21 protein-coding genes are annotated in these 26,233 nt (G+C 69.4%); 7 read left to right on the forward strand and 14 right to left on the reverse strand.

Going from position 1 to position 26,233, the window contains the following annotated elements; translation table 11 throughout:
* Window positions 1-475 precede the first annotated feature (475 nt).
* Complete coding sequence (locus JOF29_RS10575; protein WP_209694028.1) at window positions 476-1,909, reverse strand: flavin-containing monooxygenase; 1,434 nt, start codon at window positions 1,907-1,909, stop codon at window positions 476-478.
* Between the two features lie 104 nt (window positions 1,910-2,013).
* Here JOF29_RS10575 and JOF29_RS10580 point away from each other — a divergent pair, with 104 nt between their 5' ends.
* Window positions 2,014-2,385 (forward strand): YciI family protein, encoded by a 372-nt coding sequence (locus JOF29_RS10580; RefSeq protein ID WP_209694029.1) that lies wholly within the window; start codon window positions 2,014-2,016, stop codon window positions 2,383-2,385.
* A 100-nt stretch (window positions 2,386-2,485) separates the two neighbouring features.
* Window positions 2,486-3,697, forward strand: a complete 1,212-nt coding sequence (locus JOF29_RS10585) for an RNA polymerase sigma factor (RefSeq protein WP_209694030.1) — start codon at window positions 2,486-2,488, stop codon at window positions 3,695-3,697.
* Here the strand turns inward: JOF29_RS10585 and JOF29_RS10590 are convergent.
* The gene (locus tag JOF29_RS10590) at window positions 3,694-4,110 is read right to left on the reverse strand and encodes a MerR family transcriptional regulator (protein ID WP_209694031.1); all 417 of its coding nucleotides are present in this window, start codon (window positions 4,108-4,110) and stop codon (window positions 3,694-3,696) included. The genes JOF29_RS10585 and JOF29_RS10590 overlap by 4 nt on opposite strands.
* Window positions 4,111-4,133: 23 nt before the next feature.
* Between JOF29_RS10590 and JOF29_RS10595 the strand changes: the two genes are divergently transcribed.
* Entirely contained in the window at window positions 4,134-5,537 is a 1,404-nt protein-coding gene (locus JOF29_RS10595) for an MFS transporter (protein ID WP_209694032.1), read from the forward strand.
* On the opposite strand, the gene JOF29_RS10600 is transcribed toward JOF29_RS10595, so the two are convergent.
* Both JOF29_RS10600 and JOF29_RS10605 read right to left on the reverse strand, forming a co-directional pair.
* The gene (locus JOF29_RS10600; protein ID WP_209694033.1) at window positions 5,518-6,453 is read right to left on the reverse strand and encodes an RNA polymerase subunit sigma-70; all 936 of its coding nucleotides are present in this window, start codon (window positions 6,451-6,453) and stop codon (window positions 5,518-5,520) included. The genes JOF29_RS10595 and JOF29_RS10600 overlap by 20 nt on opposite strands.
* A 32-nt stretch (window positions 6,454-6,485) precedes the next feature.
* Window positions 6,486-7,373 (reverse strand): alpha/beta hydrolase, encoded by an 888-nt coding sequence (locus tag JOF29_RS10605; RefSeq protein ID WP_209694034.1) that lies wholly within the window; start codon window positions 7,371-7,373, stop codon window positions 6,486-6,488.
* A 140-nt stretch (window positions 7,374-7,513) separates the two neighbouring features.
* Here JOF29_RS10605 and JOF29_RS10610 point away from each other — a divergent pair, with 140 nt between their 5' ends.
* Window positions 7,514-7,681, forward strand: coding sequence for a hypothetical protein (locus tag JOF29_RS10610; RefSeq protein WP_209694035.1), 168 nt, complete (start codon window positions 7,514-7,516; stop codon window positions 7,679-7,681).
* A gap of 141 nt (window positions 7,682-7,822) precedes the next feature.
* Here the strand turns inward: JOF29_RS10610 and JOF29_RS10615 are convergent, their stop codons facing one another.
* The 8 genes from JOF29_RS10615 to arfA all read right to left on the reverse strand — a co-directional run bounded on the left by JOF29_RS10615 (window position 7,823) and on the right by arfA (window position 16,828).
* Complete coding sequence (locus JOF29_RS10615) at window positions 7,823-8,716, reverse strand: NUDIX hydrolase (protein WP_307863247.1); 894 nt, start codon at window positions 8,714-8,716, stop codon at window positions 7,823-7,825.
* Between the two features lie 10 nt (window positions 8,717-8,726).
* Window positions 8,727-10,955, reverse strand: a complete 2,229-nt coding sequence (glgB, locus tag JOF29_RS10620) for a 1,4-alpha-glucan branching protein GlgB (RefSeq protein ID WP_245357536.1) — start codon at window positions 10,953-10,955, stop codon at window positions 8,727-8,729.
* A gap of 16 nt (window positions 10,956-10,971) precedes the next feature.
* Complete coding sequence (locus JOF29_RS10625) at window positions 10,972-12,384, reverse strand: maltokinase N-terminal cap-like domain-containing protein (RefSeq protein WP_209694036.1); 1,413 nt, start codon at window positions 12,382-12,384, stop codon at window positions 10,972-10,974.
* Window positions 12,384-14,099 carry a maltose alpha-D-glucosyltransferase gene (gene treS, locus JOF29_RS10630; protein WP_209694037.1) on the reverse strand — a complete coding sequence of 572 codons (1,716 nt, stop codon included), beginning with the start codon at window positions 14,097-14,099 and terminating at the stop codon, window positions 12,384-12,386. The genes JOF29_RS10625 and treS overlap by 1 nt, the downstream gene beginning before the upstream one ends.
* A gap of 221 nt (window positions 14,100-14,320) precedes the next feature.
* Window positions 14,321-14,563, reverse strand: coding sequence for a hypothetical protein (locus tag JOF29_RS10635; protein WP_209694038.1), 243 nt, complete (start codon window positions 14,561-14,563; stop codon window positions 14,321-14,323).
* Complete coding sequence (locus JOF29_RS10640) at window positions 14,560-14,772, reverse strand: type II toxin-antitoxin system HicB family antitoxin (RefSeq protein ID WP_209694039.1); 213 nt, start codon at window positions 14,770-14,772, stop codon at window positions 14,560-14,562. The genes JOF29_RS10635 and JOF29_RS10640 overlap by 4 nt, the downstream gene beginning before the upstream one ends.
* Before the next feature lie 55 nt (window positions 14,773-14,827).
* Entirely contained in the window at window positions 14,828-15,535 is a 708-nt protein-coding gene (locus JOF29_RS10645) for a sunset domain-containing protein (RefSeq protein WP_209694040.1), read from the reverse strand.
* Window positions 15,536-15,718: 183 nt separating this feature from the next.
* Window positions 15,719-16,828: a channel-forming protein ArfA/OmpATb gene (arfA, locus tag JOF29_RS10650; RefSeq protein ID WP_307863248.1), complete on the reverse strand. Its 1,110-nt coding sequence runs from the start codon at window positions 16,826-16,828 to the stop codon at window positions 15,719-15,721.
* Between the two features lie 230 nt (window positions 16,829-17,058).
* Here arfA and JOF29_RS10655 point away from each other — a divergent pair, with 230 nt between their 5' ends.
* A complete protein-coding gene (locus tag JOF29_RS10655; protein WP_209694041.1) occupies window positions 17,059-17,580 on the forward strand; it encodes a winged helix-turn-helix domain-containing protein in 522 nt (173 codons plus the stop codon).
* A 103-nt stretch (window positions 17,581-17,683) separates the two neighbouring features.
* Here the strand turns inward: JOF29_RS10655 and JOF29_RS10660 are convergent, their stop codons facing one another.
* Complete coding sequence (locus tag JOF29_RS10660; RefSeq protein ID WP_307863249.1) at window positions 17,684-22,069, reverse strand: S8 family serine peptidase; 4,386 nt, start codon at window positions 22,067-22,069, stop codon at window positions 17,684-17,686.
* Between the two features lie 291 nt (window positions 22,070-22,360).
* Here JOF29_RS10660 and JOF29_RS10665 point away from each other — a divergent pair, with 291 nt between their 5' ends.
* Together JOF29_RS10665 and JOF29_RS10670 are read left to right on the forward strand one after the other, a co-directional pair.
* Window positions 22,361-22,951, forward strand: coding sequence for a winged helix-turn-helix domain-containing protein (locus tag JOF29_RS10665; RefSeq protein ID WP_209694043.1), 591 nt, complete (start codon window positions 22,361-22,363; stop codon window positions 22,949-22,951).
* An 11-nt stretch (window positions 22,952-22,962) separates the two neighbouring features.
* Window positions 22,963-24,114 carry a threonine synthase gene (locus tag JOF29_RS10670; protein WP_209694044.1) on the forward strand — a complete coding sequence of 384 codons (1,152 nt, stop codon included), beginning with the start codon at window positions 22,963-22,965 and terminating at the stop codon, window positions 24,112-24,114.
* Here JOF29_RS10670 and JOF29_RS10675 read toward each other — a convergent pair.
* Entirely contained in the window at window positions 24,111-26,099 is a 1,989-nt protein-coding gene (locus JOF29_RS10675) for a maltotransferase domain-containing protein (RefSeq protein WP_209694045.1), read from the reverse strand. The two genes, JOF29_RS10670 and JOF29_RS10675, sit on opposite strands and share 4 nt — an antisense overlap.
* Window positions 26,100-26,233 lie beyond the last annotated feature (134 nt).

Consider the following 26,233-nt stretch of genomic DNA (forward strand, 5'->3'; position numbering starts at 1 on the left):
GGTTGCCTACCCAGAATCCGAGTGGGCGACCCTCCACCTGAGTGGGCAACCCTACTGCTCGAGTAGGCGACCCCTCCGCCTGTGCGGCGACGCCCTCCGTCTGTCTGAGTGGGCCACCCTCCGTCTGCGCGGGCAGTCGCCGATCCGGGTGGGGCAAACCTCCGTCTGCGCGGGCAACCCTCCGTCTGCAGGGGCATCCTCCGCCTGCACGGGGGCATCCTCCATCTGAGTGGGCAGCCCTCCAACCGAGCGGGCAAACGTCCGACGGAGCGCGCAGACCTCCAACGGAGCGGGCAAGCCTTCAACGGAGCGGGCAAACCTCCAGCGGAGCGGCAAACCTCCAGCGGAGCGGCAAACCTTCAACGGAGTGGCAAGCCTCCAGCGGAGCGGCAAGCCTTCAGCGGAGCGGCAAGCCTTCAGCGGAGCGGCAAGCCTTCAGCGGAGCGGGCAGAGCTCCAGTTCAGGGGGCGGCTGGTTAGGTGAAGTGCATGATGCCGTCGGTGACTGGTTTGAGGTGGAGGGAGAGGAGGTCGCGGGGGTAGTTCTGGCGGAGGCGCCAGGGGCCTTGGGTGCCTTGGCGGGGGAGGATGGAGGCGGCGCGGCGGATGTAGCCGGAGGAGAGGTCGACCACCGGGCGGGGTGGGGCGTCGTACTCGGCTGGGTCGACCTCGGGGCGGCAGGTGTGGGTGCCGGTGGCGGACAGGTGGTTGAGGAGGCGGCAGACGTACTGCGAGGTGAGGTCCGAGCGCAGTGTCCACGAGTTGTTGGTGTACCCGATGCACCAGGCGAGGTTCGGTACGCCGCTGAGCATCATGCCTTTGTAGACGAACGTGTCGTGCGGCGCGACCGACGAGCCGTCGACGGTGAGCTTGATGTTGCCGAGTGCAACCATGCGGAGGCCGGTCGCGGTGACCACCAGATCGGCCTCCAGCTCGGCACCGGATCGCAACCGTAGACCGGTCGGGGTGAACCGCTCGATCTCGTCGGTCACCACCGAGGCCGACCCGTCCCGCAGCGCCTTGAAGAGATCCGCGTCCGGGACCAGGCAGAGCCGCTGGTCCCACGGTTTGTACAGCGGCGTGAAGTGCGGATCGACCGGGATCGACGGCGGCAACTGCCGGGCCACGCCGCTGTTCAGCAGCCACGCCGCATGCGCCGGCCATCGCCGGAAAGCGCTGTAGAACAAGGTGCTCAGCGCAACGTTCTTGCCGCGGATCACCCGGTGGGCGAGGTTCTCCGGCAGGACCGCGCGAATGCGGTCGGACAGCCCGTCGACAGCGGGGCGGGACGCCACGTAGCTCGGCGAGCGCTGCAGCATCGTCACGTGCTTCGCCGTACCGGCCATCGCCGGCACCAGCGTGACCGCGGTGGCGCCGCTGCCGATCACGACCACCCGCTGTCCGGTGTAGTCCAGGTCCGTGGGCCAGTGCTGCGGGTGCACGATCCGCCCGCGGAACTCGTCCCGCCCCTCGAAGTCGACCACATGCCCCGCGTCGTAGTCGTAGTACCCGCTGCACACGTAGAGGAACGAGCAGGTGTACGTCGTGTCAGCGGTGTGCACGGTCCACCTCGCGTCCGCCGACGACCACGATGCACGGACGACGCGGGCGCCGTACCGGATGTGCTTGTCGATCCCGTACGCCGCTGCGGTCTCCCGCAGGTACGACAGGATCGACGGGCCGTCGGCGATCGCCTTCGCCGCTGTCCACGGGCGGAACGGGAACCCGAGCGTGAACATGTCCGAGTCCGACCGCACTCCCGGGTACCGGAACAGGTCCCAGGTGCCGCCGAGCGCAGCGCGCGCCTCGAGGACGGCGTACGTTCGGTCGGGGCAGCGGGTCTGCAGCCGGTACGCCGCTCCGATCCCGGACAGCCCCGCGCCGACGATCAGAACGTCGTAGTGCTCCATGTACTTCACGGTAATAAACATTCTCGCGCGGCGTTGTCGATTCCGTGTCGCGGCGATCGTCAGCAAGATGTCCAAGGAGAAGCTTTTAGACGAGGGAGCCCGAGATGGCGCAGTACATGTTCCTGCTGTACGACAGCGAGGACTGGTACGACAACCAGACCCGCGCGGAGTGGGACCAGGCGATGAAGCTGCACGGCGAGTTCGCGGCGGCGGTCGAGAAGGCCGGGGCACGGGTCCTCGGTGGCGAGGCGCTGGAGCGGTCCAGCACGGCGAGTACGGTCAAACAGCGCGAGGGCGCTGAGCCGATGGTCACCGACGGGCCGTTCATCGAGACCAAGGAGGCGCTCGGCGGCTTCTACCTGATCGAGGCCCGCGATCTCGACCAGGCGCTCGAGCTGGCGAAGCTCTGTCCGTCCGGCAACGTCGAGGTGCGTCCGGTGATGGCCACCTCCGACGAGGCCGCCCCACCGGCCTGACCATGCCGTCAGCACCGGGTACGTCGGCACCGGGTACGTCGGCACCGGGCGCGCCGGCCCCGCACGGCGTCGGCGTGCCCGGCGGGAACGGGAGCGCCCGGTGAGCGAGGCGGTCGAGGTGACGCGGGCGCTCGACCGGGCGCACCGGGAGTGCTGGTCGACCGTGCTCGCGTCGGTGGTGCGGGTGACCCGTGACCTCGACCTGGCCGAGGACTGTACGCAGGACGCGTTCGTGCAGGCGCTACGGACCTGGCCGGACGGGATCCCGGGGAACCCGGGCGGCTGGCTGAGTACGGTCGCGCGGCGGCTGGCGCTGGATCGGCTGCGGCGCGAGACGAACCTGCGCCGGAAGCTCCCGCTGCTGGTCGAGGAGCCGGGCGAGGCCGAGCTGCCGGCGGATCCGCTGCGGCTGGTGTTCACGTGCTGCCACCCGGCGCTGGCGCGGGATTCGCAGGTGGCGTTGACGCTGCGGCTGATCTGCGGGTTGACGACGCGGGAGGTCGCGGCGGTCCTGCTGATCGGCGAGGCGACGGCGGCCGCGCGGATCACGCGGGCGAAGAAGAAGATCGCCGCGGCGGCCATCCCGTACCGGATCCCGGCGGATCGTGAGTTGCCGGCGCGGCTGGACGTCGTGCTGACCGTCGTACATCTGGTGTACACGGCCGGCCATGTGGCGGCGGGTCCGGAGCTGACGCGGACCGATCTGACCGGGCGGGCGGTCGAGTTGGCGCGGTTGCTGGTGCGGTTGATGCCGGACGAACCGGAGCCGCAGGCGTTGCTCGGGTTGCTGCTGATGACCGAGGCGCGCGGGAATGCGCGGGTGAGCGCGGACGGCGAGCTGGTGTTGCTGGCGGATCAGGACCGTTCGCGGTGGGATCCGCAGTTGCAGGCCGAGGGGGTGTCGCGGGCGACTGCCGCGTTGCGGCGTGGGCAAGGAAGGTTCGCGTTGCAGGCGGCGGTTGCCGGGCTGCACATGACGGCGCCGAGCTGGGAGCGGACGGACTGGCGACAGGTGGTGCGGATGTACGACGCGATGCTGGTCAGCTGGCCGACGCCGATCGTGGAGCTCAACCGGGCGGCGGCGCACAGCCTGGTCCCGGGAGCGGATCTCACCGCGGTGCTGACCGAGCTGGATGCCCTGGCCGACGAGCCGGCTTTGGCGGCGTACGCCTATCTGCCGGCGACCCGTGCGGACGTCCTGACCCGGCTCGGTCGCCGGGACGAGGCTGCCGCGGCGTATCACCAGGCCATCCAACTGACCGCCAACGAAACCGAACGCCGCTTCCTGACCAGCAGGCTGAACGATCTCTAAGGCCGCGGAGCCCACAGCTGGTCGGCGTCGCCGGCTTCCAGGCGGCCCTTGTAGACGTCGATCTTGTGGTCGATGAGCTCGAGGCTGTCCTGGAGCTCCGCCAGTTGGGTGAGGATCTCGGAGCGGTGGGTCTCCAGCAACTCCAGCCGGTCCTTCTCGTTGCCGCGGCCGGCGATCACGAGTTCGGCGTACTTGCGGATGGTGCGGATCGGCATCCCGGTGGCGCGGAACCTGGTGCAGATCTTGATCCAGTCCAGGTCGGCCTGCCGGTACCGTCGGCGTCCGCCGGCCGTCCGGTCGACCGTGGTGACGACCAGTCCGGCGCGCTCGTAGTACCGCAGCGTGTGGACACTGACGCCGGTGCGTTCGGCGGCTTCGGCGATGCTGATCCCGCGGTGGTTGACTTCGAGCACGCTCTAAATCCTAGCGTGGTTCCATGACCACACTCCAGGCCACGGTGACCACCCGCCGGTACGTCGTGCTCGCGATCTGCTGCGCCAGCCTGCTGATCTCGGTGATGGACATCTCGATCGTCAACATGGCGTTGCCCGCGATCCGGGACGACCTGAAAGCCTCGACGGCCCAGCTGCAGTGGACCGTCGACGCCTACACCCTGGTACTGGCGAGCTTCCTGATGCTGGCGGGTTCCACCGCGGACCGGTACGGCCGGAAGCGGATGTTCCGGCTCGGCCTGACCGTCTTCGGGCTCGGCTCGCTGCTCTGCAGTCTCGCGCCCGGCATCGACGCGCTGATCGCGGCCCGCGCCGTCCAGGCCGTCGGCGGGACGATGCTGAACCCGGTCGCGATGGCGATCGTGGTCACGGTGTTCCCGGACCGCGCCGAACGGGCCCGGGCGATCGGCATCTTCGGCGCCACCGCCGGCCTCTCGCTGGTTCTCGGCCCGATCCTCGGCGGCGCCCTCGTCGACGGCCTCGGCTGGCGCTCGATCTTCTGGGTGAACCTGCCGATCGTCGTCGTCGCCGTACTCCTCGCCGGCCGGTACGTCCCCGAGTCCCGCGCCGCGCACGGCCGGCGCTTCGACCCGGTCGGCCAGGTCCTCGTCGTGCTGCTGCTCGGCGGCGTGGTGACCGCGATCATCGAGTCCGAGAAGCGCGGCTGGACCGCGCCGCCGGTCCTCGCGCTGCTGCTCGTCGCGGCGATCGCGGCCGTCGTCCTGATCCCGTACGAACGTCGCCGCGTGGAGCCGATGCTCGAACTCCGGCTGTTCCGCAGCGTCCCGTTCAGCTCGGCCGTCGTCATCGCGCTCTTCGCGTACAGCGGGTTCGGCGTGTTCCTCTTCGTCACCACCCTCTACCTGCAGAGCGTCCGGCACCTGTCCGCCCTGAACGCCGGCCTGAGCCTGCTGCCGGTCGGCCTGCTGATCTGCGTGCTGTCGCCGCTCACCGGCCGGGTGGTCGGTGCCCGCGGCCCGCGACTGCCGCTCGTGGTCGCTGGTACGGCGCTCACGCTGGGAGCCGCGGCTTCGCTCACGATCGGGTTGACCACCCCGCTTCCGGTCGTACTGGCGATCTTCCTGCTGTTCGGCGTGTTCCTCGGCGTCGTCAACCCGCCGATCGCGAACTCGGCGGTGTCCGGCATGCCGGTGTCGATGGCCGGTCTGGCGGGCTCGCTCGCCTCGGTCGGCCGCCAGACCGGTACGTCGCTCGGCGTCGCGGCGGCCGGCTCGATCGTCGGCGCGACCGCGACCACCGACCCGCGAGGGTTCGTCCGGGCGGCGCACGTCGTCTGGTGGCCGATGATCGCGGTCGGCCTCGTCGTCGTGGCGCTGGCCCTGATCGGCACCAGCCGCCGCGCCCGCCTCACGGTCCAGGAGCTGTAGGCGGCAGTCCGAAGTACGTCACCAGCGACGGTGTGCTGAAGACGTGGATGTGGGTGAGGCCGCCGGGTGTCGGCGTGAGTACTGCGATGCCGTACGGCTCGCCCTTGTAGTACGAACCGACCGCGGGCTGGCCGTTCGCGATGACCGGGATCATCCGCCAGTCGCCCGGCTCGCCGGCCGCGGAGACCATGACCTTCATGCAGGTCACGAGACCGCTGAACCAGGTCGTCGTACCGACCATCTCGAGGGCGGCGTCCGCGCGGAGCGCGCGTTCGAGCGCGGCGGTGTCGGCGTTCTCGAAGCCCGCGATGTAGTCCTCGAGCAACGCCCGGGCCGCGGGATCGGTGGGTTCGTAGACCTCGCCCTGGGTCGGTGCCGTCTCGTCGATCCGGGCCCGGGCGCGCTGCAGCGTGCTCTTCACCGCCGCGACCGAGGTGTCGAGCATCGTCGCGACCTCGGCGGCCGGGAACGCGAGCACCTCGCGGAGGATCAGGACCGCACGTTGCTTCGGCGGAAGGTACTGCAGCGCGGCGATCAGCGCCAGCCGCAGGCTCTCCCGGAGCGTGACGATGGCGGCCGGATCGTCGGCCACCCTCGACTCGGGGATCGGCTCGATCCAGCCGATCCCGTCCGGCGCCTGCGCCCCGACGGTGTCCAGTTCGGTGCTCGGGGCAACGATTCCGGACGGGAGCGCCCGGCGGCCGCGCTGCTCGAGCGCGGTCAGGCAGACGTTGGTCGCGATCCGGTACAGCCAGACCCGCACCGACGAGCGGCCCTCGAAGTCCGCCCACGCCCGCCAGGCCCGCAGGTAGGTCTCCTGGACGGCGTCCTCGGCCTCGTGCACCGACGCGAGCATCCGGTAGCAATGCGCCAGCAGCTCCTTGCGGAACGGCTCGAGGTCGGCGAACTCTTCCATCACCACTCCCTGCAGAACACTCCCTGAACCAATCACAGCCCCAGCACCTTCCGTCCCCACTGTCCCATCCGCGAGATCGCATCGTCGGCCTCCGGCGCGCGACCCGCCGCCATCTGGAACGTGTGCTGCATCTCCGCGAACACGTCGAGCCGTACGTCGACCCCCGCCTTCTCGGCCGCCTCCGCGAGCTGCCGCGCATCGTCGAGCAGTACCTCGTCCCCGCCGACCTGGATGTAGATCGGGCCGAGACCGGTGAGGTCGCCGTACGTCGGGTTCACGTTCGGGTCCCGCGGCGAGCCGTCCGGGCCGAGGAAGATCCGGGCGAGCCCGCGGACCAGGTCCCGGTGGAAGAACGCGTCCCGGTCGCGGTTGCTGTCGTACGTCGCGCCGTTCGCCTCGAAGTTGATCCACGGCGAGAACGGGAGGGCCCCGGCGGGTAGCGGCAGTCCGGCCGCGCGCGCCCTGAGCTGCGTGGTGATCGCCATTCCGCCGCCGGCCGAGTCGCCGGCGAAGACGATGTGTTCGGGTGCGATGCCCTGGTCCAGCAGCCAGCGGTACGTGTCGACCGCCTCGTCGACCTGGACCGGGTGGATGCGCTCGGGTGCGAGGGAGTAGTCGAACACGAGGGCGCGGGCGCCGACGGCCTTCGCGAGGTGGGCGAAGAGTTTGCGGTGCGAGTAGCGGGATCCGCCGATGTAGCCGCCGCCGTGCAGGCAGAGCAGGACCCGGTCGGTGGTCGCGTCGTGCGGGACGATCCAGAGGGCGGGGCGGTCGGGTACCGCGAGGTAGTCGACGTGGTCCGGCTCGGCGGTCAGTTCGGCCCAGCGGTGGTCGGCGAGTTCCCGGTCGACCTGGTCGCCCGATGGGGTGCGGGCGGCCTCCCAGTGCCGGCGTACAGCGTCTGATTCCTTGCTTGCCATGGTTCTGTTCCTTTCGCTTTGCCTGTATTGACCGGCTGGGGTGCGGAAAGGAATCGGTAGGTCGGTCCGGTGGAGCTGATCGGGCAGGGGATGGCAGGCGCCGTCTACGACCTCGGGGACGGGACGGGACGGTGCGGAAGGTGTGGTTCGAGCGGCCGCCGGAGGAGGTGTTGCCGTTGAAGGCGTTCCTGGACGAGTTGCCGGAGCCTGTCGCGCTGGGTGCGTTCGTGTCTGTGGTGGAGGCGCTCCGGTCGGTGCCGCCTGGGGTTCTTCGACATGTACTCACCGGGGGCGCGGCGGCTGGATGACGTGCTGACGGAGCGGTTCGTCGAGCTCGGGCACGACCGGGAGCGGATGCGGCTGTACCGGCGGGCGTACGCGATCGTCTCCCGCGACGATCTACGACGAGAACGCGGGCGACGGGCACTACCGGTGGTGCGTGGATCAGCTCACGAGGTGATGGGTGAGCCGTTGCTGAGGTTGTGGAGCTGGTCGGGGGCGGCCAGGAGCATCGGCAGGCGGCGCGCGTTCAGTGGGGACACCAGGCCGGCCAACTCGTCCGGCGCGCGCCACGAGATGGCCTTGATCTCGAATCCGTCCGGCTGCAGCCGGTCGATCAGCGACGGGTCGTGGATGCCGCCGTCGTACAGGATCTCGACCGCATCGCCCCAGCCCTCCCAGCGCGGCAGCCAGTCGATGGCCAGTACGCCGAGCAGCGGCAGCGCCGTACCGAGCTCCTCCTCCAGCTCCCGGGACGCACCTGTCGCCGGGTCCTCGTCGGGCTCGACCACACCGCCCGGCAACTCCAGGTCCTTCTTGTAGCTGACCTGGCAGAGCAGGACCCGGCCGGCCGTGTCCCGTACGACGACGTGCGCGATCACGCGCTTCTTCGGCAGCGTCGAGTCCATCAAGGCCGTCCAGCCCGTCACGGTGTCGGGCCGCGGATCGTCGGCGCGCATCCCGTAGATCGCGACGTCCCGGCGCTGACCCTCCACGAGCACTGCCCCACGTAGGACACCCTCACGCCGGAACCCGGACCGGATGGCGATCCGGGCGGACGAGTGCAGGTCGGGGTCGACCTCCACCTGCAGCCGCTCCAGGCCGAGCTCACCGAACGCGTACTCGGCGACGAGCCGCACAGTCCGCTCGGCCACCCCGATACCGCCGTCGAGCGCCCAGGTGACCAGGCCGACCCCTGGCCCCGTCTGGCGTACCTCGACCGTGCCAACCGGTTCGCTGGGCTCGACGTCGCTGCGCTCGACGTCGAAAGTCACCAACTGCCCGTTCGGCTGCGAAGGACGCAGCGTCAGCTCAGCATCTGACAGCGGATGTACGGCGGTCACGCCGTGAACGCTACCCGGTGAAGCGCAGGTACACCGTGGCCAGGGGTGGTACGGACAGCTCAGTGCTGGTGGACATCCCGTGCCACTCCGGCCCGTCGGCCTCGACTGCGCCGTAGTTGCCGATACCGGAGCCGCCGTACGGGTTCGCGTCGGTGTTCACGATCTCGTCCCAGGTACCGGCGTACGGCAGACCGAGGCGGTAGCCGTGATGCGGGATCGCGGAGAAGTTCGTGATGCAGGCGATCGTCGGCTCTCCGTCGTCGCCGTACCGGACGAACGAGAACACGTTGTTGCCCGCGTCGTTGGCGTCGATCCAGCTGAACTTGTCGGCCGCGTGATCGGTACGCCAGAACGCCGGGTTGTCCTTGTACGCGCGGTTCAGGTCGCGGACCAGGTCCTGCAGGCCCTTGTGGTCACTGTGTTCCAGCAGCCACCAGTCCAGCTCGCCCTTCTCCGACCACTCCGACTCCTGGCCGAACTCGCAGCCCATGAACAGCAGCTGCTTGCCCGGGTGCGCCCACATCATCGCCAGGAACGCGCGCAGGTTCGCCAGCTGCTGCCAGCGGTCGCCCGGCATCTTGCGCAGCAGCGAGCCCTTGCCGTGCACGACCTCGTCGTGCGAGAGCGGGAGCACGAAGTTCTCGGAGTACGCGTACATCATCGAGAACGTCAGCTCGTGGTGGTGGTACTGCCGGTGCACCGGCGCGTGCTCCAGGTAGCGGAGCGAGTCGTTCATCCAGCCCATGTTCCACTTGAAGCCGAACCCGAGGCCGCCGAGGTGCGTCGCGCGGGTGACGCCCGGCCAGGACGTCGACTCCTCGGCGACCGTGATCACGCCCGGCACCCGCTTGTACAGCGTGGCGTTCATTTCCTGGAGGAACGAGACGGCCTCCAGGTTCTCGCGGCCGCCGTACTGGTTCGGGACCCACTGGCCCTCCTGGCGCGAGTAGTCCAGGTACAGCATCGAGGCGACCGCGTCGACGCGCAGGCCGTCGACGTGGAACTCCTCGGCCCAGTAGAGCGCGTTCGCGACCAGGAAGTTCCGCACCTGGGGCCGGCCGAAGTCGAACACCAGGGTGCCCCAGTCGGGCTGCTCGCCGCGCCGCGGGTCCGGGTGCTCGTACAGCGGCGTACCGTCGAACCGGGCCAGCGCCCAGGCGTCCTTCGGGAAGTGCGCCGGCACCCAGTCGACCAGTACGCCGATCCCGGCCTGGTGCAGCCGGTCGACGAGGAACCGGAAGTCGTCAGGGTCGCCGAACCGCGAGGTCGGGGCGAAGTACGACGTCACCTGGTAGCCCCAGGAGCCGCCGAACGGGTGCTCCATCACCGGCATGAGCTCGACATGGGTGAAGCCCAGCTCGTTGACATAGGCAACGAGCTCGTCGGCCAGGTCGCGGTACGACTTGCCCTTCCGCCAGGAGCCGAGGTGCACCTCGTACACACTCATCGGCTCGGCGTACGCCTGCGCCTCCGCGCGGCGCTGGATCCAGGCGGAGTCGTCCCACTCGTACGACGACTCGTGCACGACCGACGCGTTCGCCGGGGGAGTCTCGGCCAGGTTCGCCATCGGGTCGGCCTTCTGCCGCCAGACGCCGTCCCGGCCGCAGATGTCGAACTTGTACCGGGTGCCCGCTCCGACGCCGGGAACGAACAGCTCCCACACGCCGGAGCCGCCGAGCGACCGCATCGGGTGCGCGCGGCCGTCCCAGAAGTTGAAGTCGGCGGTCAGCCGGATGCCCTGCGCGTTCGGGGCCCAGACCGCGAAGGACGTACCGGTGATCTGGCCGGCCGGGCCGTCGTACCGGCGGACGTGCGCGCCGAGCACCGTCCACAGCTGCTCGTGCCGGCCCTCGCCGATCAGGTGCAGGTCCACCTCGCCGAGCGACGGCAGGTACCGGTACGGGTCGTCGATCTCGGTCGCGGGCCCGTCGGTGTAGGTGACCTCGAGGCGGTAGTCCGGCACCTTGTCGATGTCCAGTACGCCGACCCAGACGCCGTCGTGCTCGTGCCGCAGGTCCAGCCGCTGCCCGTCGTACAGCACCGTGACGCTCTTCGCGAACGGCCGCAGCACCCGCACCGTGACCCCGTGCTCGCCGAGATGCGGGCCGAGCACCTGATGTGGGTCGTGGAACGTCCCGGCCACCAGTTGCTCGAGCGCCGTCCGGTCGACCGGCACCGCGGTCACCACAGGGGGATCGACAGCCACCAGGGGCTGCTCGAAAGCTTCACGCTCGCCCATCGAAAACCTCCTGCTGCTACTGCTCGGCTAGTTGGGCTGCGGCTGAGAGGGGGATCTGTAGCCAGGTAGGCCGGTTGCGGGCCTCGTAGAGGACCTCGTAGATGACCTTGTCGGCCAGGAACGCGTTCAGCAGTACGTCCTGCTCCCGGGCGTCGGTGCCGGCGACCTCGGCGTACCCGTCGCAGAAGGCGCGCTGGTTCCGGCTCGCCCACTCGGCGGCGCGGTACGCGATCTGCTGGTCGCCCTGGTGATCGGCCAGCAGCGAACGGGCCGCGTAGTCGAACGAGCGCAGCATCCCGGCGACGTCCTTCACCGGCGTGTCCAGCGCGCGCCGCTCGATCAGCGACTTGGCCGGCTCGCCCTCGAAGTCGATCAGCTTCCAGCCGTCGATCGTCCGCAGCACCTGCCCCAGGTGGAAGTCACCGTGGATCCGCTGCACGGTCACCGCCTGGCCGTACGCCGCGAGCGCGTCGAACCATCGACCGAGACCGGCCCGGTACGGCTCCAGCTCGGGGATGACCGATGCGGCATGATCCAGGCGGCGCTGCATCGCCGAGGCGTGCTCGACCAGCTTGGCCGGCTCCCAGATGTCGGTACCGAGCGCCTTCGCCAGCTCGGAGTGCACCTGCGCGGTGCTCGCGCCGAGCCGGTGCGACTCGGGCGCGAAATCGCCGCCGACCTCCGCGGCGTGCAGATCGGCCTCGGCGTACAGGTCCCGCACCGACGACGTCGCGAACGACCAGCCGTCGGTGGCGTTGCTCTGGAACGCCGTCAGCATCGCCAGCTCGCCCGCGTCGGTGCCGCCGCCGGCGCGTGGCCACCTGCCGCGCGCGGACCCCAGCACCTCCGGAACCAGCTCGGACCCGGCCTCGGTGAGCGCCGACTCGATCTCGACCCCCGGGTTGCTCCCGGGCTCGAGCCGGCGGAACACCTTCAGCAGCGCGACGTCGCCGAACACCAGCGACGTGTTGCTCTGCTCGACCGTGAGGACCAGCGACTGCGCATCCTCCGGCACCTCGACGGTGCGGTCCGGCGCCTGGACGGACTGGAACTCCAGCCCGTCCAGCCGACGGTTGTGCCTGATCCCGTCCAGCCAGTACGGCGTCGCTTCCTTGTCGTGCAGCGCGTCGTACACCCAGACCTCGGTGTCGCCGAGATCCTGCTCGGCCCACTCGCCGACCAGCGCGTGGCCGAGGTTCTCGGCCGGTTCGCGGCGGTAGCTGAGCGGCAGCTGGTACACCCGGATCGGGGACTCCGCCCCGGGTGGGCCCGAACAGTAGACGAACCCGATCCGGACCGCCGGCCAGGCGCCCGCGTCCGACAGCCAGGCCGACGTGGCCAGCGCTTCGACGTGAACGTCGTGTCCCTTCTCCCCGAACCACCGCTGGCTCGCGCAGAAGGACTGGACCTGGTCCAGATGGGAAGTCACTACATGCTCTCCTCGTGGTCAGCCGGCTTCGCCAGCCGGAACCAGTAGAAACCGTGGGCGCCGAGGGTCAGAAGGTAGGGCAGTTCACCGATCGTCGGGAAGTGCACGCCGCCGAGCAGTTCGATCGGCTCGACGCCCTCCCACTGCCGCAGGTCCAGCTCGATCGGCTGCGGGAACCGGGACAGGTTGTTGACGCACAGCACCACATCGTCGCCGAACTCGCGGATGTACGACAGGACGCTCGGGTTCGAGCCGCCCAGGTCGGTGAAGGTGCCCATCCCGAAGCAGGGGTGCTGCTTGCGGGTCTGGATCATCCGCCGGGTCCAGTGCAGCAGCGACGAGGCGTTCTCCATCTCGGCCTCGACGTTCACCGCCTGGAAGCCGTACACCGGGTCCATGATCACCGGCAGGGTGAGTTTGCCCGGTGTCGCGGTGGAGAACGAGGCGTTGCGGTCCGGGGACCACTGCATCGGGGTCCGGACCCCGTCCCGGTCGCCCAGCCAGATGTTGTCGCCCATGCCGATCTCGTCGCCGTAGTACAGGATCGGGGAGCCGGGCAGGCTGAGCAGCAGCGCGGTGAACAGCTCCATCTTGTTGGTGTCGTTGTCCAGCAGCGGCGCGAGCCGGCGGCGGATGCCGATGTTCGCCTTCATCCGCGGGTCCTGCGCGTACTCGCCCCACATGTAGTCGCGCTCTTCGTCGCTGACCATCTCGAGGGTGAGCTCGTCGTGGTTGCGCAGGAAGATGCCCCACTGGCAGGTGTCCGGGATCTCCGGCGTCTGCGCCAGGATCTCGGAGATCGGGAACCGCGACTCCCGCCGTACGCCCATGAAGATGCGCGGCATCACCGGGAAGTGGAAGGCCATCTGGCACTCGTCGCCGCCGGAGTCCCGGTCGCCGAAGTACTCGACCACGTCGGCCGGCCACTGGTTCGCCTCGCAGAGCAGGACGCGGTCGCTGTAGTTCGCGTCCACCTCCTTGCGGACCCGCTTGAGGAACTCGTGGGTGCGCGGGAGGTTCTCGCAGTTGGAGCCCTCGGTCTCGAACAGGTACGGCACCGCGTCCAGCCGGAAGCCGTCCACGCCCAGGTCGAGCCAGAACGTCAGCGCCTCGAGGATCGCGTCGCCGACGGCCGGGTTCTCGAAGTTCAGGTCCGGCTGGTTGGAGTAGAACCGGTGCCAGAAGTACTGACCGCGGACCGGGTCCCAGGTCCAGTTCGACGTCTCGGTGTCGACGAAGATGATCCGGGCGTCGGCGTACCGGTCGTCGGTGTCGGACCACACGTAGAAGTCGCCGTACGGGCCGTCGGGGTCTTCCCGGGACGCCTTGAACCAGGGGTGCTGGTCGGAGGTGTGGTTCATCACGAAGTCGACGATGATCCGGATGCCGCGCGCGTGTGCCGCCGCCATCAGTGCGGCGAAGTCGGCGATCGTGCCGACCTCCGGCATCACCCCGGTGTAGTCGGAGATGTCGTAGCCACCGTCACGCAGCGGCGACGGCTGAAACGGGGGTAACCAGAGACAGTCGACGCCGAGCCACTCGAGATAGTCGAGTTTCTCGGTCAGGCCCTGCAGGTCGCCGATGCCGTCGGCGTTCGAGTCCTTGAAGGACCGCACGAGGACCTCGTAGAAGACGGCCCGCTTGAACCACAGCGGGTCACTCTTCGTCAGTCCGTGGTGCTGCTCCGGCAGCATGTCGGTCACGCTCACCTCCATCGGGTGTCTCCAAACCTAGTTCCCGTACCCCGATCGGGCGCACCTAAAAGGGGGAAGGGCAGTGCACTGAACCCGGACTGCTCCGGGGATACCGCGGCGAAGTGGTGACGCCGGCGGTCGGACGGTCCCGCAAGGCGTTCAGCACAGTCTGGCGGCCCTTTGCCAGTACAAGCAAATAGGGCTCGCGATCGGTCCACACTGCGATTCGATGACGGACCGGCTCACCGGTTCCGGTCGCGCTCCCCGCGCTCCTTCGAGGCCTGCTGCCCCGCCCCACCGCGACGGCCGCCACCCCGCCGGCGCATCGCCCCGCGGAGATTCACCGACTGCAGACCCGGATAGGCCTCGTCAGCGTTGACGCCCCGCCCCTCTTGTCCTTCACCCGCAAGGATCACGGCATCCGGCGTCAGCACCTCGCCCGACCCCTGCGGATCACCTGCCGCAGCGACCTCGTTCTCACTCATTGGCCGGCCTCCACGGTGACGGTCAGTTGCTCGGGTACGCCGAGCTCCTCGGCGAGGAGGGCGATCGCGTCCTTCAGGTCCGCGATCGCTGCCTCGCGGGTGTCGCCCTCGCCGTTGGCGAAGGCGTTCGGCGTCAGGGCGGCCGCGGCGTACCAGTCGCCGTTCTCGTCCTGGTCGACGGTGAAGGGCAGGGTGATGTCGCGCTGCACGGTCCGCCTCCTCGCGGTGCTTGTCTGCTGCGATGGTAGGTCCGCGCCGGGGTCGTCAGTCGCGCGGATCCGCCGACTTGCGCGGGCGGCGCGCGTACTTGGTGAAACCGGCCCGCTCGGCGTCGGCTTCCGTGCGGAACCAGACCTCGGGTTTGGTGCGGCCGTAGTACGGCGAGTCCGGGGTGTGGAAGAGCATGGACTGGGCGTTTCCCTTGATCGTGAACCCGTCCGGCGGCCCCTGGTGCGGCACGGCGTCCGCCGATCCGCCGCCGTACCTCCCAGCAGCTCCCTCAGCCGAGGCCCGCACGTCGTCGAACAACGTCGGCTCCCCACCCATCAACTCCGAAAACCCAACAGAACCTGCCCCGCCAGACACTCCAGCCGCCTCCGGCCGGGAGTTGGTGCTGGCCTCGTCCGCGCGAGCCGTAGTCGGCTGCGCGGCGGGCGACTCGCTTGTCCGCGCGGTCGCGGTCGCCACCGGCTCCGCCGGGTTCGCGAGAGGTGCGGGCGTGGAGCGCTCCGCTGGGGGAGCTGCTGCCGCCTCAGCCGGGCTGTTGCGGGCGGGGGTGGGAGTTGGTGGAGGTGTGGGGGTGGAGCGATCGGCTGGGGGAGTGGGGGGTGTGGGGGTGGAGCGGTTGGGTGGGGGTGTGGGGTGGGGGGAAGGGGCTGGGCGGCGGCGGTCCAGGAGGAGCCAGGTGATGGTGGCGCCCAGGAGGAAGGCTAGGAGCGAGCCGAGCCAGTTGTCGCGGAGGAGCCAGCTCATCAGCGGGTGCCTTTCGTCGGGCGGAGGCGGTGCACCAGCCACGCGGCTGCGCTACCGAGGACGAACGCGACGAGGAGCAAGACCCAGACCTGTGCGAGCAGCCAACCCATGGAATCCCCTAGAGAAGCTATGGACCACGGTGACCCTACTCCTGCGGGCACCGCGATCGAGTTTTCAGGTGTACTACCGCGGCCGGATCTCGACCCGCCGGTTCGCGATCCGCCCGGCGCCGGTGGTGTTGGACGCGATCGGGAACGCCTCGCCGTACCCGTTCGCGCTGATCCGCCCAGGGGCCACGCCGAGCCGCACCAGTTCGGCCTTCACCGTGGCGGCCCGGCGTTCGGACAGCGGCAGGCTGGTCGCGGGGGAGCCGAGGTTGTCGGTGTGACCCGCGACCTCGATCGGTACCGTCGTACAGGACTTCAGCAACGCCGCCGCCTTGATCACGGACGGCTTCGACGCGTCGTTCACGATCGACGTACCGGACAGGAAGTTGATCGGGTACTGCCGGGTGAACTGCGCCAGCCGGGTCGGGAACGTCCGGCACGGCTCGTTCACCGCGGTCTTCGGCTGCGTGGGCAGCACCAGCTGGTCCGCGACCACCGCGCCCGGCACCGCCTTCGCCGCGGCCCGTCCGACGGTCGCCTTGGTCGCCTGGTCCGGCACCTGTCCGGACAACGTCAGCGTTTCCCCGTCGTACCGCACCGAGGCGTCGCCGGTGCCGATCGCGAGCGCCCGCAGCAAGGCGGTCAGCGCGGTGGCGTCGTCGAGACCGTTCGCCGGGTCGATCGTCGTCCGGTCGTCGTACTCGCGGTTCGCCCCGAGCACCTGCTGTACCTCGGCGCCGATCGCGTCCTTGACCGCCTGGCTCCGCACCGGCGCCTGCACCCGGATCGACCGGTCCGTCCGCCCCACCTCGAACGCCGGTACGTCGGCCTGCACCGGCGCACTGGTCGACGAAGAAGCGGACGTAGGACTCGGCGTACCGCCTCGGGCCGGACCGGACTGCCCGTTCTCGACCCGCACCGACCGAACCCCGTCGACCCTGGCGACGACGTCCCGGACCGCGGCCTCGTCGACCCCGACGGGAACCGCGACGTGCGCGTCCCGCCCGTCGAACTCGACGGAGCTCGTCTCGATCCCACGCGCCTTCAACGCGGCCTCGGTCCGCGCGCGCAGATCGTCCTCGGTGGTGCCGGCGCGGGCCGGGACCAGCACTGCGGTCAGTAGTACGGGCACCGCGAGGGCCGCGAGCAGCCAGCTGACGAGCGGCCGTCGTACGGGACCGGGCACTGTTCCTCCGTGGATGCGGTCAGAGTGGCCGTGCGCGAGGAGAGTACTCCGCTTGGCGTACCGACCGCACACTCATCGGCCGAACGTCGCGAGGTTTCCTGAGGATTTCCTGTCCTGTCTCGGACAGGACGCATATGTGCCAGCCCGGTGCGCAGTGAATCACTTGACTTAGTTCGCGGCCTGAACAGTACTTGTGGCGGGCCGGTTTCGACTGGGAGGGGCTTGCCGTGATGCCGATCGCTGCTGGGCCGGAGGACAGGCCGTCCGATTCGTCGCTGATCATCGGGGTGGCCGCGTCCACCGCCGAACGTGTCCACCTGGCCCGCCTGCTGGGCGGGGCCGACGCGCTGCTGCTGGTGTCGAACGCCGACCAGGCACGCGCGTTCCTGGAACTGACCGGTGCCGCACCGGAGATCGTCACCGCTCCGGAACCTCCACAGATCAAGGCGGTCCCGGAGCCGATCGCCGAACTGCAGCTCGACGTCGGCCGCCGCGTGGTCCGCTGGAAGGACCGCGAGCTGCCACTGACCCGGCTCGAGCACGACTTCCTGCACTGCCTGGTGGCGGAACCCGGGCGGGTGTGGACGTACCAGCGTCTGCACCACGCGGTCTGGGGCAACGAGCACCTCGGCCACGGCTCGCACATCCACTCGGTCGTCAAACGCTTGCGACAGAAACTCGCCAACCTCGGCGCCGCCGTCACCATCCAGGCCGTCCGCGGCGTCGGCTTCCACCTCCTCCCGACCACCTGATCCTCGCGGAACTTTTCCGCACCAGCTGACGGAGAAGTTCCGCCGTACAGGGCTCGGCCCCCGAACCACACGATCCGGGGGCCGAGCTTTTCGTACTACCTGCCTACTTGATCGACTTCAGGGCGAAGTCTTCGACGACGGGTGTCCCGTTGACCAGCTTGGTGGTGCGGGTCTGGGGCTTGTAGCCGTCCTTCGCGGCGATCAGGGTGAGCGGGTTGTTGCGACGGTCGAGCCAGTACGCGTACTTACCGTCCTTGTCGGTGATGAACGTGTACGACTGCGCCCACGAGTCCACCTCGACGATCGCGCCCGGCAACGCAGCCGACGCGCCGGCCGAGCTGACGCCGGTGACCGTGCCCATCAGCTTGCTCCAGGTGGTCGGCGGCGTGACGGTCATCGTCACCCCGACGGCCGGGACGGAGTACGGCGTGTTCTCGCCGATCGTCACGGCACCCGTGTAGGCACCGGGCTGGTCGACGCTCGCGGAGAGCGTGACCTTGACGGTCGTCGACTGTCCCGGGGCCAGCGTGGCCGCGGTCTGGTCGAGCGACATCCAGCTCACGTCTGCCGACGACTCCGTGCAGTCCTCGAGACCCGGCAGGGCCTCACTGTCCGCGGTCGCCGTGAAGCCGCCGGACGAACCGCCGACCTTGTAGAAGCCACACGCCGCGCCACCGCGGTACCGCGGCAGGTTGGCGTTCGGCAGTGCCGACCAGGTCTCGGCCGACGGGTCGTAGGCGAACCCGGCGTTGGTGACCGCACCGGCCTGGACGCCGCCGACGATCAGCAGCTTCCCGCCGGCGACGGCGTACGACGCCGCCCAGTGGTCGGCCGGGGCGTCCGCGATCGCGGTCCAGGAGTCTGCTCCCGGATCGTAGACGTACGCCGACTTGAGCGAGTTCGTGCCGTCGTTACCACCGGCGCAGTACAGCTTGCCGTCGATGGCACCGCAGGACGCGAACGCGACCGACTGCGGGTAGTTCGCCAGCGTCTGCCAGCTGTTCGCGTCGGCGTCGTACCGCACCACGGTGTTGCTCATCGGGGTGCAGTTCGCGGAGGTGCAGCCGCCGACGGCGTACAGCTTGCCGTCGAGCACGGCCTGGCCGGCGGCGGCCCGGGGTGCCGGGTTGGCCGCGACCGCGGTCCAGGCGTTGGCAGCCGGGTCGTACGACCAGGTGTCCGCGGCCGGGCCGGAGGCTCCCCAGCCGGAGCTGGCGACGATCTTGCCGCCGACGACGCCGACGGTGATCGCGTTGCGGGCGTCCGGCAGCGGGGCGATCGCGGACCAGGCGAGCGCCGCCGGGTCGTACACGTAGCTGTTCGCCGTCGACGCACTACCGTTGCCGCCGGCAATCGAGTAGGTCTTGCCGTCGAGGCTGACCACCCGGTTGTCCATCACGGTCGCCGGGTAGTCGGCGATGTCGGTCCACGGAGCCGCCATCGGCTTCGCTGTCGCCGGAGCCGAGCCGGTCTTGCCGGACAGCATCCGGGCGAACGACGTGTCCACCGCGAGCCGCTGCAGCGGGGCGCCGGCCCCGTTCTCCACCTCGGCCTTGGTGGTCTTGCTGCCGTTCGCGTTCTCCAGGACGAAGCCGCTGTTCTTCTCGCCGAACTTCACGTCGACCGGCGCGCCACCGGTGTTGGTGACCTTGAACGACTTGGTCACCTTGCCGGTCGGCAGCTTCAGGCTGCCGGAGATGCTGCCCGGCGTGACGGCCAGCCGGCCGGCCTTCAGCGTGTAGTCGGCGGTCGTGGCCCAGTCCGCCTCGACCCCGACGGTCGCGGTCGAGCTGACGTAGTTGCCGGCCTTGGCGGTGAAGCCCTGGTTGCCGTCGGTCGACGAGTACAGCCAGTAGAAGCCGTCGTTCAGGCCGGTGTCCTCGGGCGTCGCCACGGTGGTCGCGCTCTCGGTGGTGCCGTCATGGGTGACGACCGCACCGTTCACGAAACCGTTCGTGTTGGCGTCCTTGACGTTGCCGACGACGATGCCGCCGCCGGTCGGCACACAGGTGACCTGGCTGCCGATCAGGACGTTGTCGATCTCCCACCACCAGGCGTACTTCGCCTCGTAGTAGTGGAACCGGACCTGCACGTTGGCCTGTCCGGCGGCCTGCGGGATCGCGATCTCCTTCTGGCCGGTCGCGTTCGCGGTCTGCTGCAGCACGTTGGTCCAGGTGGCACCGCCGTCCAGCGACAGGTCCACGTCGGCCTTGTCACCCAGCCGCTTGAAGTCCTGGTTGAACCGGATCACCGGAGCGGCGACCGAGGTCAGGTCCACGACCGGGCTGACCAGCGAGGTGTCCTGCTGCCCGCCGCTGCCGTACTTGTCGCTGTCCGCGATCGCGAAGTTGCCGCTGCCGCCGGACGTGTTGCCCCGGTTGCCCGGGTTGTCGAACTTCCAGACCTGACCGTTGCTCTTGTTGTCGACAACCGTCCAGCCGTTCGGCGCGGAGGTGCCGTCGAACGTCTCGTAGACGCCGTCCGAGCCCCACTTGTAACCGGGCGCGGTGGTGCACGAGTTGGCGTCGGCCGGGACCGAGATGTTCTGGGTCAGGTTGCCGCTGCCGACCGTGATCGGCTGGCTGACGGCCGCGTACCCCGGGTACTTCGACTCCACCTTGAGCGAGTACGCCGCACCCGACGGGACCTTCAGGCTGTACCGGCCGTTGCTCGGGGTGGTGTAGTCGAACACACCACCCGGACCCTCGACCGACACCTTCGCGTACAGCGGCCAGCCGTGGCCGGAGCCGTCCGTGACGGTACCGCCGACGCTCACCTGCGGAGTGCTCGCCAGGGCGAAGTCCTTGGTGGTGGTCTGACCGGTCGTGATGGTCGCGGTCGCGGTGGCGGTCTTGTACCCGAAGGACGAGACCGTCAGGGTGTAGTCGCCGGCCGGCAGTACGGACGAGAACGCGCCGTTGCTGCTGGTGGTCAGCGTCTTGTCGGGCTGACCGGCGGCCTTGATCGTCACGCTCGCACCGGCCAGCGCGGCACCACCGGTGGCGGCGGTGACGGTACCGGACAGTGTGCCGGTGTCGCCGATCGGCGCGGCGCCGACCAGTGCCAGCGCGTCCAGGCGGCCCTGGCCGAAGACGTTGTTGTTCGCGTCGGTGCCGCCGCACTGGCTGTCCGGCGTGTCGATCGCGGTCTGGTTCAGCAGCGCGCGGGTCGCGGCCACGTCCCCCTTGAGGGCCGGCGACGCGGACCACAGCAACGCCACGGTGGCCGTCAGGTGTGGTGTGGCCATCGACGTACCGTTGAAAGCGCCGTACGTATTACCTGGCAGGCTGGAGCGGACGTTCACACCCGGGGCCGAGATGTTCGGCTTGATGGTCCCGCCCTGACCAGCACCGCGGCCGGAGAACGACGCGATGTTGTTGTTGATGTCGTAGGCGCCCGCCGAGTAGTTGCTCGTCAGGCTGCCTGGCGACCCGGAGCTGTTACATGCCGAGCCGCTGTTGCCGTTGGCGAACGCACCGAAGATCCCGGACGCGGTCCAGGCCAGGGTGATGTCCTCCATGAACGGGTCGTTCGACGGCAGCGTGGAGCCCCACGAGTTGTTGATGACGTTCGGGCGCTTGCTGGCGTCCGGGTTCTGGCCCTGGAGGTCGGTCGGCTCAAGCATCCACTGGCCGGACGAGATCAGCGCGGCGTCGCTCGGGCAGCAGCCGTTCGCGGCGATCCACTTCACGCCCGGGGCGACCCCGATCTGGTTGCCCGCGCCGTCGTCGCCGACCATGGTGCCCATCGTGTGGGTGCCGTGGCCGTTGCCGTCGGACGGTGCGTTCGGCGAGGTGCCGGCCGCGTCGAACCAGTTGTAGTTGTGGTTGAAGGTGCCGTCACCGTTGTTACCGCGGTACTGGTGCACCAGCGCCGGGTGGTCGTACTGCACACCGGTGTCGATGCTGGCGACGACGATGCCCTCGCCCTTGTCGCCGTACTGCGACCAGACCTGGTTCGCCTTGATGTTCGCGACGCCCCACTCGACCGACTGGACCGCCTTCTCCTGCTGGCCGGGCGTGACCTTCGGTACCTCGATCTGGACCGGTGCGTACAGGCCCTCGACCTCGGAGTGGGTGGCCAGGTCCTGGGCGAGGGCGAGCGAACCGTCCTGGATCCGGATCGCGTTCGTACCCCAGAACGCCTGGTACTTCACGTGTTGCGCGTCCAGGTCGGCGCGGATCTTCGCCTGGCTGTCCGCGGCGGCCTTCTTCAGCGCGGCGGCGACCGCCGTACCGCGCTCGTTCCAGTTGGTGATCTTGCTGGCGGCGGTCAGGTCGGCCTTGGCCCCGAACCGGACCCAGTAGTCCGACGCGGACTTGGCGTCCTTGCCGTCCAGCTTCGCCATCAGTTCCGGCTTGATCTTGGCGGCGGGCGATGGTACCTGGGCTTCCGGTTTGGTCGGTGGCCCAATATTTGGCACAGCCTGGGCCTGGCCGGCGGCGGCCATCCCGGTCGCTACGACGGCCAGCGCCGCCAGGGTGCTCACCAGTGATCTGGCGAGACCCTTTCGTTGATGTGACATCTCTGCAGCCCCTCACTTGAAGACCCCGAGTCGACTCCCCCGAGTCATGTGCTGCTGGAGGACGGAACGCTGTGTGTCCTCCGGGTCGCGGCATGTGACACCGCGAGCCTGACGTGGACCTTATGTGTCAGAACAACGTGGTAACAAGCACACCTCGTGAGCAACTTGTGACTAGCGGTCGCGCCGATCGAGGCAACGTGGGCAATCGTTGGCATTCCGTTGACGATCCCGGGCAACAGTTGGCATCGTGACCAGATGGTCACCGCCCGTGAACCTGCCGACGCCGATCTGCCGGAGACCTTCCCGCTGCTGATCGCGGTCGCCGCCTCGCCGGACCAACGCGTCCGGCTGGCCGAGCTCGTCGACGACGTCGCCCCGCTGCTCCTGGTCTCCAGCCTCGAGGAGCTCCGCCGGCTGCTGGTTCCGGCGCAGCCGCCCCCACCGGCCGCGCCCGAACATCCCGAACCGACCGAGCCGGACGCGGTCGACACGGCGGCAGCGCACGTGTCCGGTGCGGATCCGGACGCCGAGGTGCTCACGATCGACCGCGCGCGCTCGGTCGCCCGGTGGAGCGGCCGCGAGATCCAGCTGACCGACCTCGAGCAGGAACTGCTCGGCCGGCTGATGTCGACGCCGTTGCGGATCTGGTCGTACGACGCTTTGCACCAGAGCGTCTGGCCCGGCCGCAACGTCCGTGGCACCGCCGACGTGCACTCGGTGGTGAAACGCCTGCGCCGCAAGCTCGACGACCTCGGTACGACCGTGACCGTCGACGCGGTCCGCGGAATCGGGTTCCGGCTGACCGACCACCAGCGTCCGCTGATCACCGATCTCCGCGCGGGGTAACGTCGCCTGGCGTGACCTTCTCTGCGCTGAGCCATCTCGAATGCCCGCGCTGCGGTGCGACCCATGACGCCGACCAGATCATCGGGCTCTGCCCGTGCGGATCGCCGCTGCTCGCGCGGTACGGCGTACCGGATCTGAAGAAGGAGGACCTGGCCGGGCGGGCGCCGGATCTGTGGCGGTACCACGAGCTGCTGCCGGTGCGATCGGCCGAGAACGTGGTGACGCTGGGGGAGGGGATGACCCCGCTGCTGCCGTTGCCGCGGTACGGCGCTGCGCTCGGCGTGGAGCGCCTGCTGATGAAGGACGAGGGGCTGATCCCGACCGGCACGTTCAAGGCGCGGGGTGCCGCGGTCGGGGTGTCGCGGGCTTTCGAGGTCGGCGTACGAAAGATCGCGATGCCGACCAACGGGAACGCCGGCTCCGCGTGGGCCGCGTACGCCGCCCGGGCCGGGATGGAGGCGCTGATCGCGATGCCGATCGCGGCGCCGGAGATCTGCCGGCGCGAGGTGACCGTGGTCGGCGGGCGGCTGCAGCTGATCGACGGGCTGATCGGGGACGCGGCGGCGTACGTGCGCGAACAGTCCGGGTACTTCGACGCGTCGACGCTGAAGGAGCCGTACCGGATCGAGGGCAAGAAGACGATGGGCCTGGAGATCGCCGAGCAGCTGAACTGGCAGCTCCCGGACGTGATCGTCTACCCGACCGGCGGCGGTGTCGGCATCATCGGCATCTGGAAGGCCCTGAACGAACTCCGCGACCTCGGCTGGATCGACGGCCCGCTACCGCGGCTGGTCGCCGTCCAGTCGACGGGTTGCGCCCCGATCGTCCGCGCCTGGGAGAAGGGCCTGCCGGAGAGCGAACCCTGGCCGGACGCCCGAACCGTTGCCTTCGGCATCACCGTCCCCAAGGCCCTCGGCGACTTCCTCGTCCTGCAGGCGATCGCGGAGACCGGCGGCTGCGCGGTAGCCGTCGACGACGAGGACATCCTGGCCGAACAGCACGAGGTCGCCCGCCTCGAAGGCACCTTCATCTGCCCCGAAGGCGCCGCCAACTTCACCGCCATCCGCCAACTCCGCGACACCGGCTGGATCCACCCCAACGACCAGGTAGTAGCCCTCAACACCGGCACCGGCCTCAAATACCCGGAGACAGTCCCGCTCTAGGCCTGGCCGCGGCGGACGGCGAGGATGTGGGCGGGTTCGGTGTTGGGGTCCAGTTTGAGGTAGTTCTGCTGGCCCCAGCGCCAGGTGGCGCCGGTGATCTCGTCGTACACGGTGAAGGTGTCCTCGGGGCGCATGCCGAGGGCGGCCATGTCCAGGTGGACCATCGACTCGCGGACCGAGTGCGGGTCAGTGTTCACCACGACGATCACCGTGTCGCTGTGGCCGTCCGGGGTGGTCGAGCGCTTCGAGTAGCACATGATCGCTTCGTCGTCGACGGAGTGCAGCGTCAGGTTGCGCAGCTGCTGGAGCGACGGGTGCCGGCGGCGGATGTTGTTCAGCAGCGTCAGGTACGGCGCCAGCGAGCGACCCTCGGCCTCGGCCGCCTCCCAGTCCCGCGGGCGGAGCTGGAACTTCTCGGTGTCCAGGTACTCCTCCGACCCGGGCCGCAGCGCGACATGCTCGAACAGCTCGAACCCGGCGTACACACCCCAGGCCGGCGACGACGTGGACGCGATCGCGGCGCGGATCTTGAACGCGCCAGGTCCGCCGTACTGCAGGTACGCGGTCAGGATGTCCGGCGTGTTCACGAAGAAGTTCGGCCGCAGGAAGTGACCGGTCTCCTGGGTTAGCTCCTCCAGGTACTCCTCCAGCTCCCACTTCTCGTTGCGCCAGGTGAAGTACGTGTACGACTGGTGGAACCCGACCTTCGCCAGCTCCTGCATCATCGGCCGCCGGGTGAACGCCTCGGACAGGAACACCACGTCCGGGTCGGTCTTGCGGATCTCGCCGAGCAGGTACTCCCAGAAGTTCACCGGCTTGGTGTGCGGGTTGTCGACCCGGAACACCGTCACACCCTTGGAGATCCACAGCCGGACGATCCGCAGTACCTCGGCGTAGATCCCTTCCGGGTCGTTGTCGAAGTTGATCGGATAGATGTCCTGGTACTTCTTCGGCGGGTTCTCGGCGTACGCGATCGAGCCGTCGGCGCGGACCGAGAACCACTTCGGGTGCTCCTTGACCCACGGGTGGTCCGGCGACGCCTGCAGGGCCAGGTCGATCGCGACCTCGAGGCCGACCTCGCGGGCCTGGCCGACGAAGTACTCGAAGTCCTCGAAGGTGCCGAGCTCCGGGTGGATCGCGTCGTGGCCGCCGTCCTCGGAGCCGATCGCCCACGGCGAGCCCGGGTCGCCCGGCTTCGGGTCGAGGGTGTTGTTCGGGCCCTTGCGGAACGAGTGCCCGATCGGGTGGATCGGCGGCACGTAGAGGATGTCGAAGCCCATCTTCGCGACCGCCTCGAGCCGCCGGGCCGCGGTCCGGAACGTGCCGGACTTCCACGTCTCGGTCGCTTCGTCGTACGCCGCACCCTCGGAGCGCGGGAAGAACTCGTACCAGCTGCCGTACAGCGCGCGGGTCCGGTCGACCCACACCGGGTACGTCTCCGACGAGGTGATCAGCTCGCGCACGGGATACCGCCCGAGGGCCGCCCGGACCTGTGGGGAGATCCCCGCGGCCAGCCGCGCCTCCGGCGGCAGCGCGCCGTTCGCGAGCGCATGCGCCGCATCGCTCAGCGTCGACCGGTCCGCCCGTACGGCGGGTGGTACGCCGGCGGCGGCCCGGTCGAAGAACGCGGCGCCCTCGGCGAACATCAGGTCCACGTCCAGCCCGGCCGGCACCTTGATCTCGGCGTTGTGCCGCCAGGTCCCGTACGGGTCGCTCCAGCCCTCGACCGCGAACGTCCACGCGCCCTGCTCCTGCAGCGTCACGTCGACGGTCCACCGGTCGGTGCCAGGCGCACCCGGAGTCATCAGCATCCGTCTGGTCTGTCCCGACGGCGAGGTCAGTACGACGTTCGCGTTCACCGCGTCATGTCCCTCGCGGAACACGGTGGCCGCGATCGTGAACGTCTCGCCGACCACGGCCTTGGCCGGATACGCTCCGGCGTCGACGGTCGGGGTGACATCGGTGATCGGGATGCGCCCAGTCATGGCGTGAAGGAACCTTCGCTTTCCGTGATGCCGCGGATCCGGCGGATGGGACGTTGTAGCTGTCACACTGACCGTATCGGTTCCCGCGCTTGCTCTGTGACATGCAGAGCTGCAAAATCTTGCTCGCGTTGCAA

This window comes from Kribbella aluminosa (assembly GCF_017876295.1).
Lineage (GTDB): Bacteria > Actinomycetota > Actinomycetes > Propionibacteriales > Kribbellaceae > Kribbella > Kribbella aluminosa.

Bases quoted from the DNA above. Each gene is read 5' to 3' on its own strand.
- JOF29_RS10575 (WP_209694028.1), bottom strand. From the start codon at position 1,909: ATGGAGCACTACGACGTTCTGATCGTCGGCGCGGGGCTGTCCGGGATC.
- JOF29_RS10580 (WP_209694029.1), top strand. From the start codon at position 2,014: ATGGCGCAGTACATGTTCCTGCTGTACGACAGCGAGGACTGGTACGAC.
- JOF29_RS10595 (WP_209694032.1), top strand. From the start codon at position 4,134: ATGACCACACTCCAGGCCACGGTGACCACCCGCCGGTACGTCGTGCTC.
- JOF29_RS10600 (WP_209694033.1), bottom strand. From the start codon at position 6,453: ATGGAAGAGTTCGCCGACCTCGAGCCGTTCCGCAAGGAGCTGCTGGCG.
- JOF29_RS10605 (WP_209694034.1), bottom strand. From the start codon at position 7,373: ATGGCAAGCAAGGAATCAGACGCTGTACGCCGGCACTGGGAGGCCGCC.
- glgB (WP_245357536.1), bottom strand. From the start codon at position 10,955: ATGGGCGAGCGTGAAGCTTTCGAGCAGCCCCTGGTGGCTGTCGATCCC.
- treS (WP_209694037.1), bottom strand. From the start codon at position 14,099: ATGGAGGTGAGCGTGACCGACATGCTGCCGGAGCAGCACCACGGACTG.
- JOF29_RS10635 (WP_209694038.1), bottom strand. From the start codon at position 14,563: ATGAGTGAGAACGAGGTCGCTGCGGCAGGTGATCCGCAGGGGTCGGGC.
- JOF29_RS10645 (WP_209694040.1), bottom strand. From the start codon at position 15,535: ATGAGCTGGCTCCTCCGCGACAACTGGCTCGGCTCGCTCCTAGCCTTC.
- JOF29_RS10655 (WP_209694041.1), top strand. From the start codon at position 17,059: ATGCCGATCGCTGCTGGGCCGGAGGACAGGCCGTCCGATTCGTCGCTG.
- JOF29_RS10665 (WP_209694043.1), top strand. From the start codon at position 22,361: ATGGTCACCGCCCGTGAACCTGCCGACGCCGATCTGCCGGAGACCTTC.
- JOF29_RS10675 (WP_209694045.1), bottom strand. From the start codon at position 26,099: ATGACTGGGCGCATCCCGATCACCGATGTCACCCCGACCGTCGACGCC.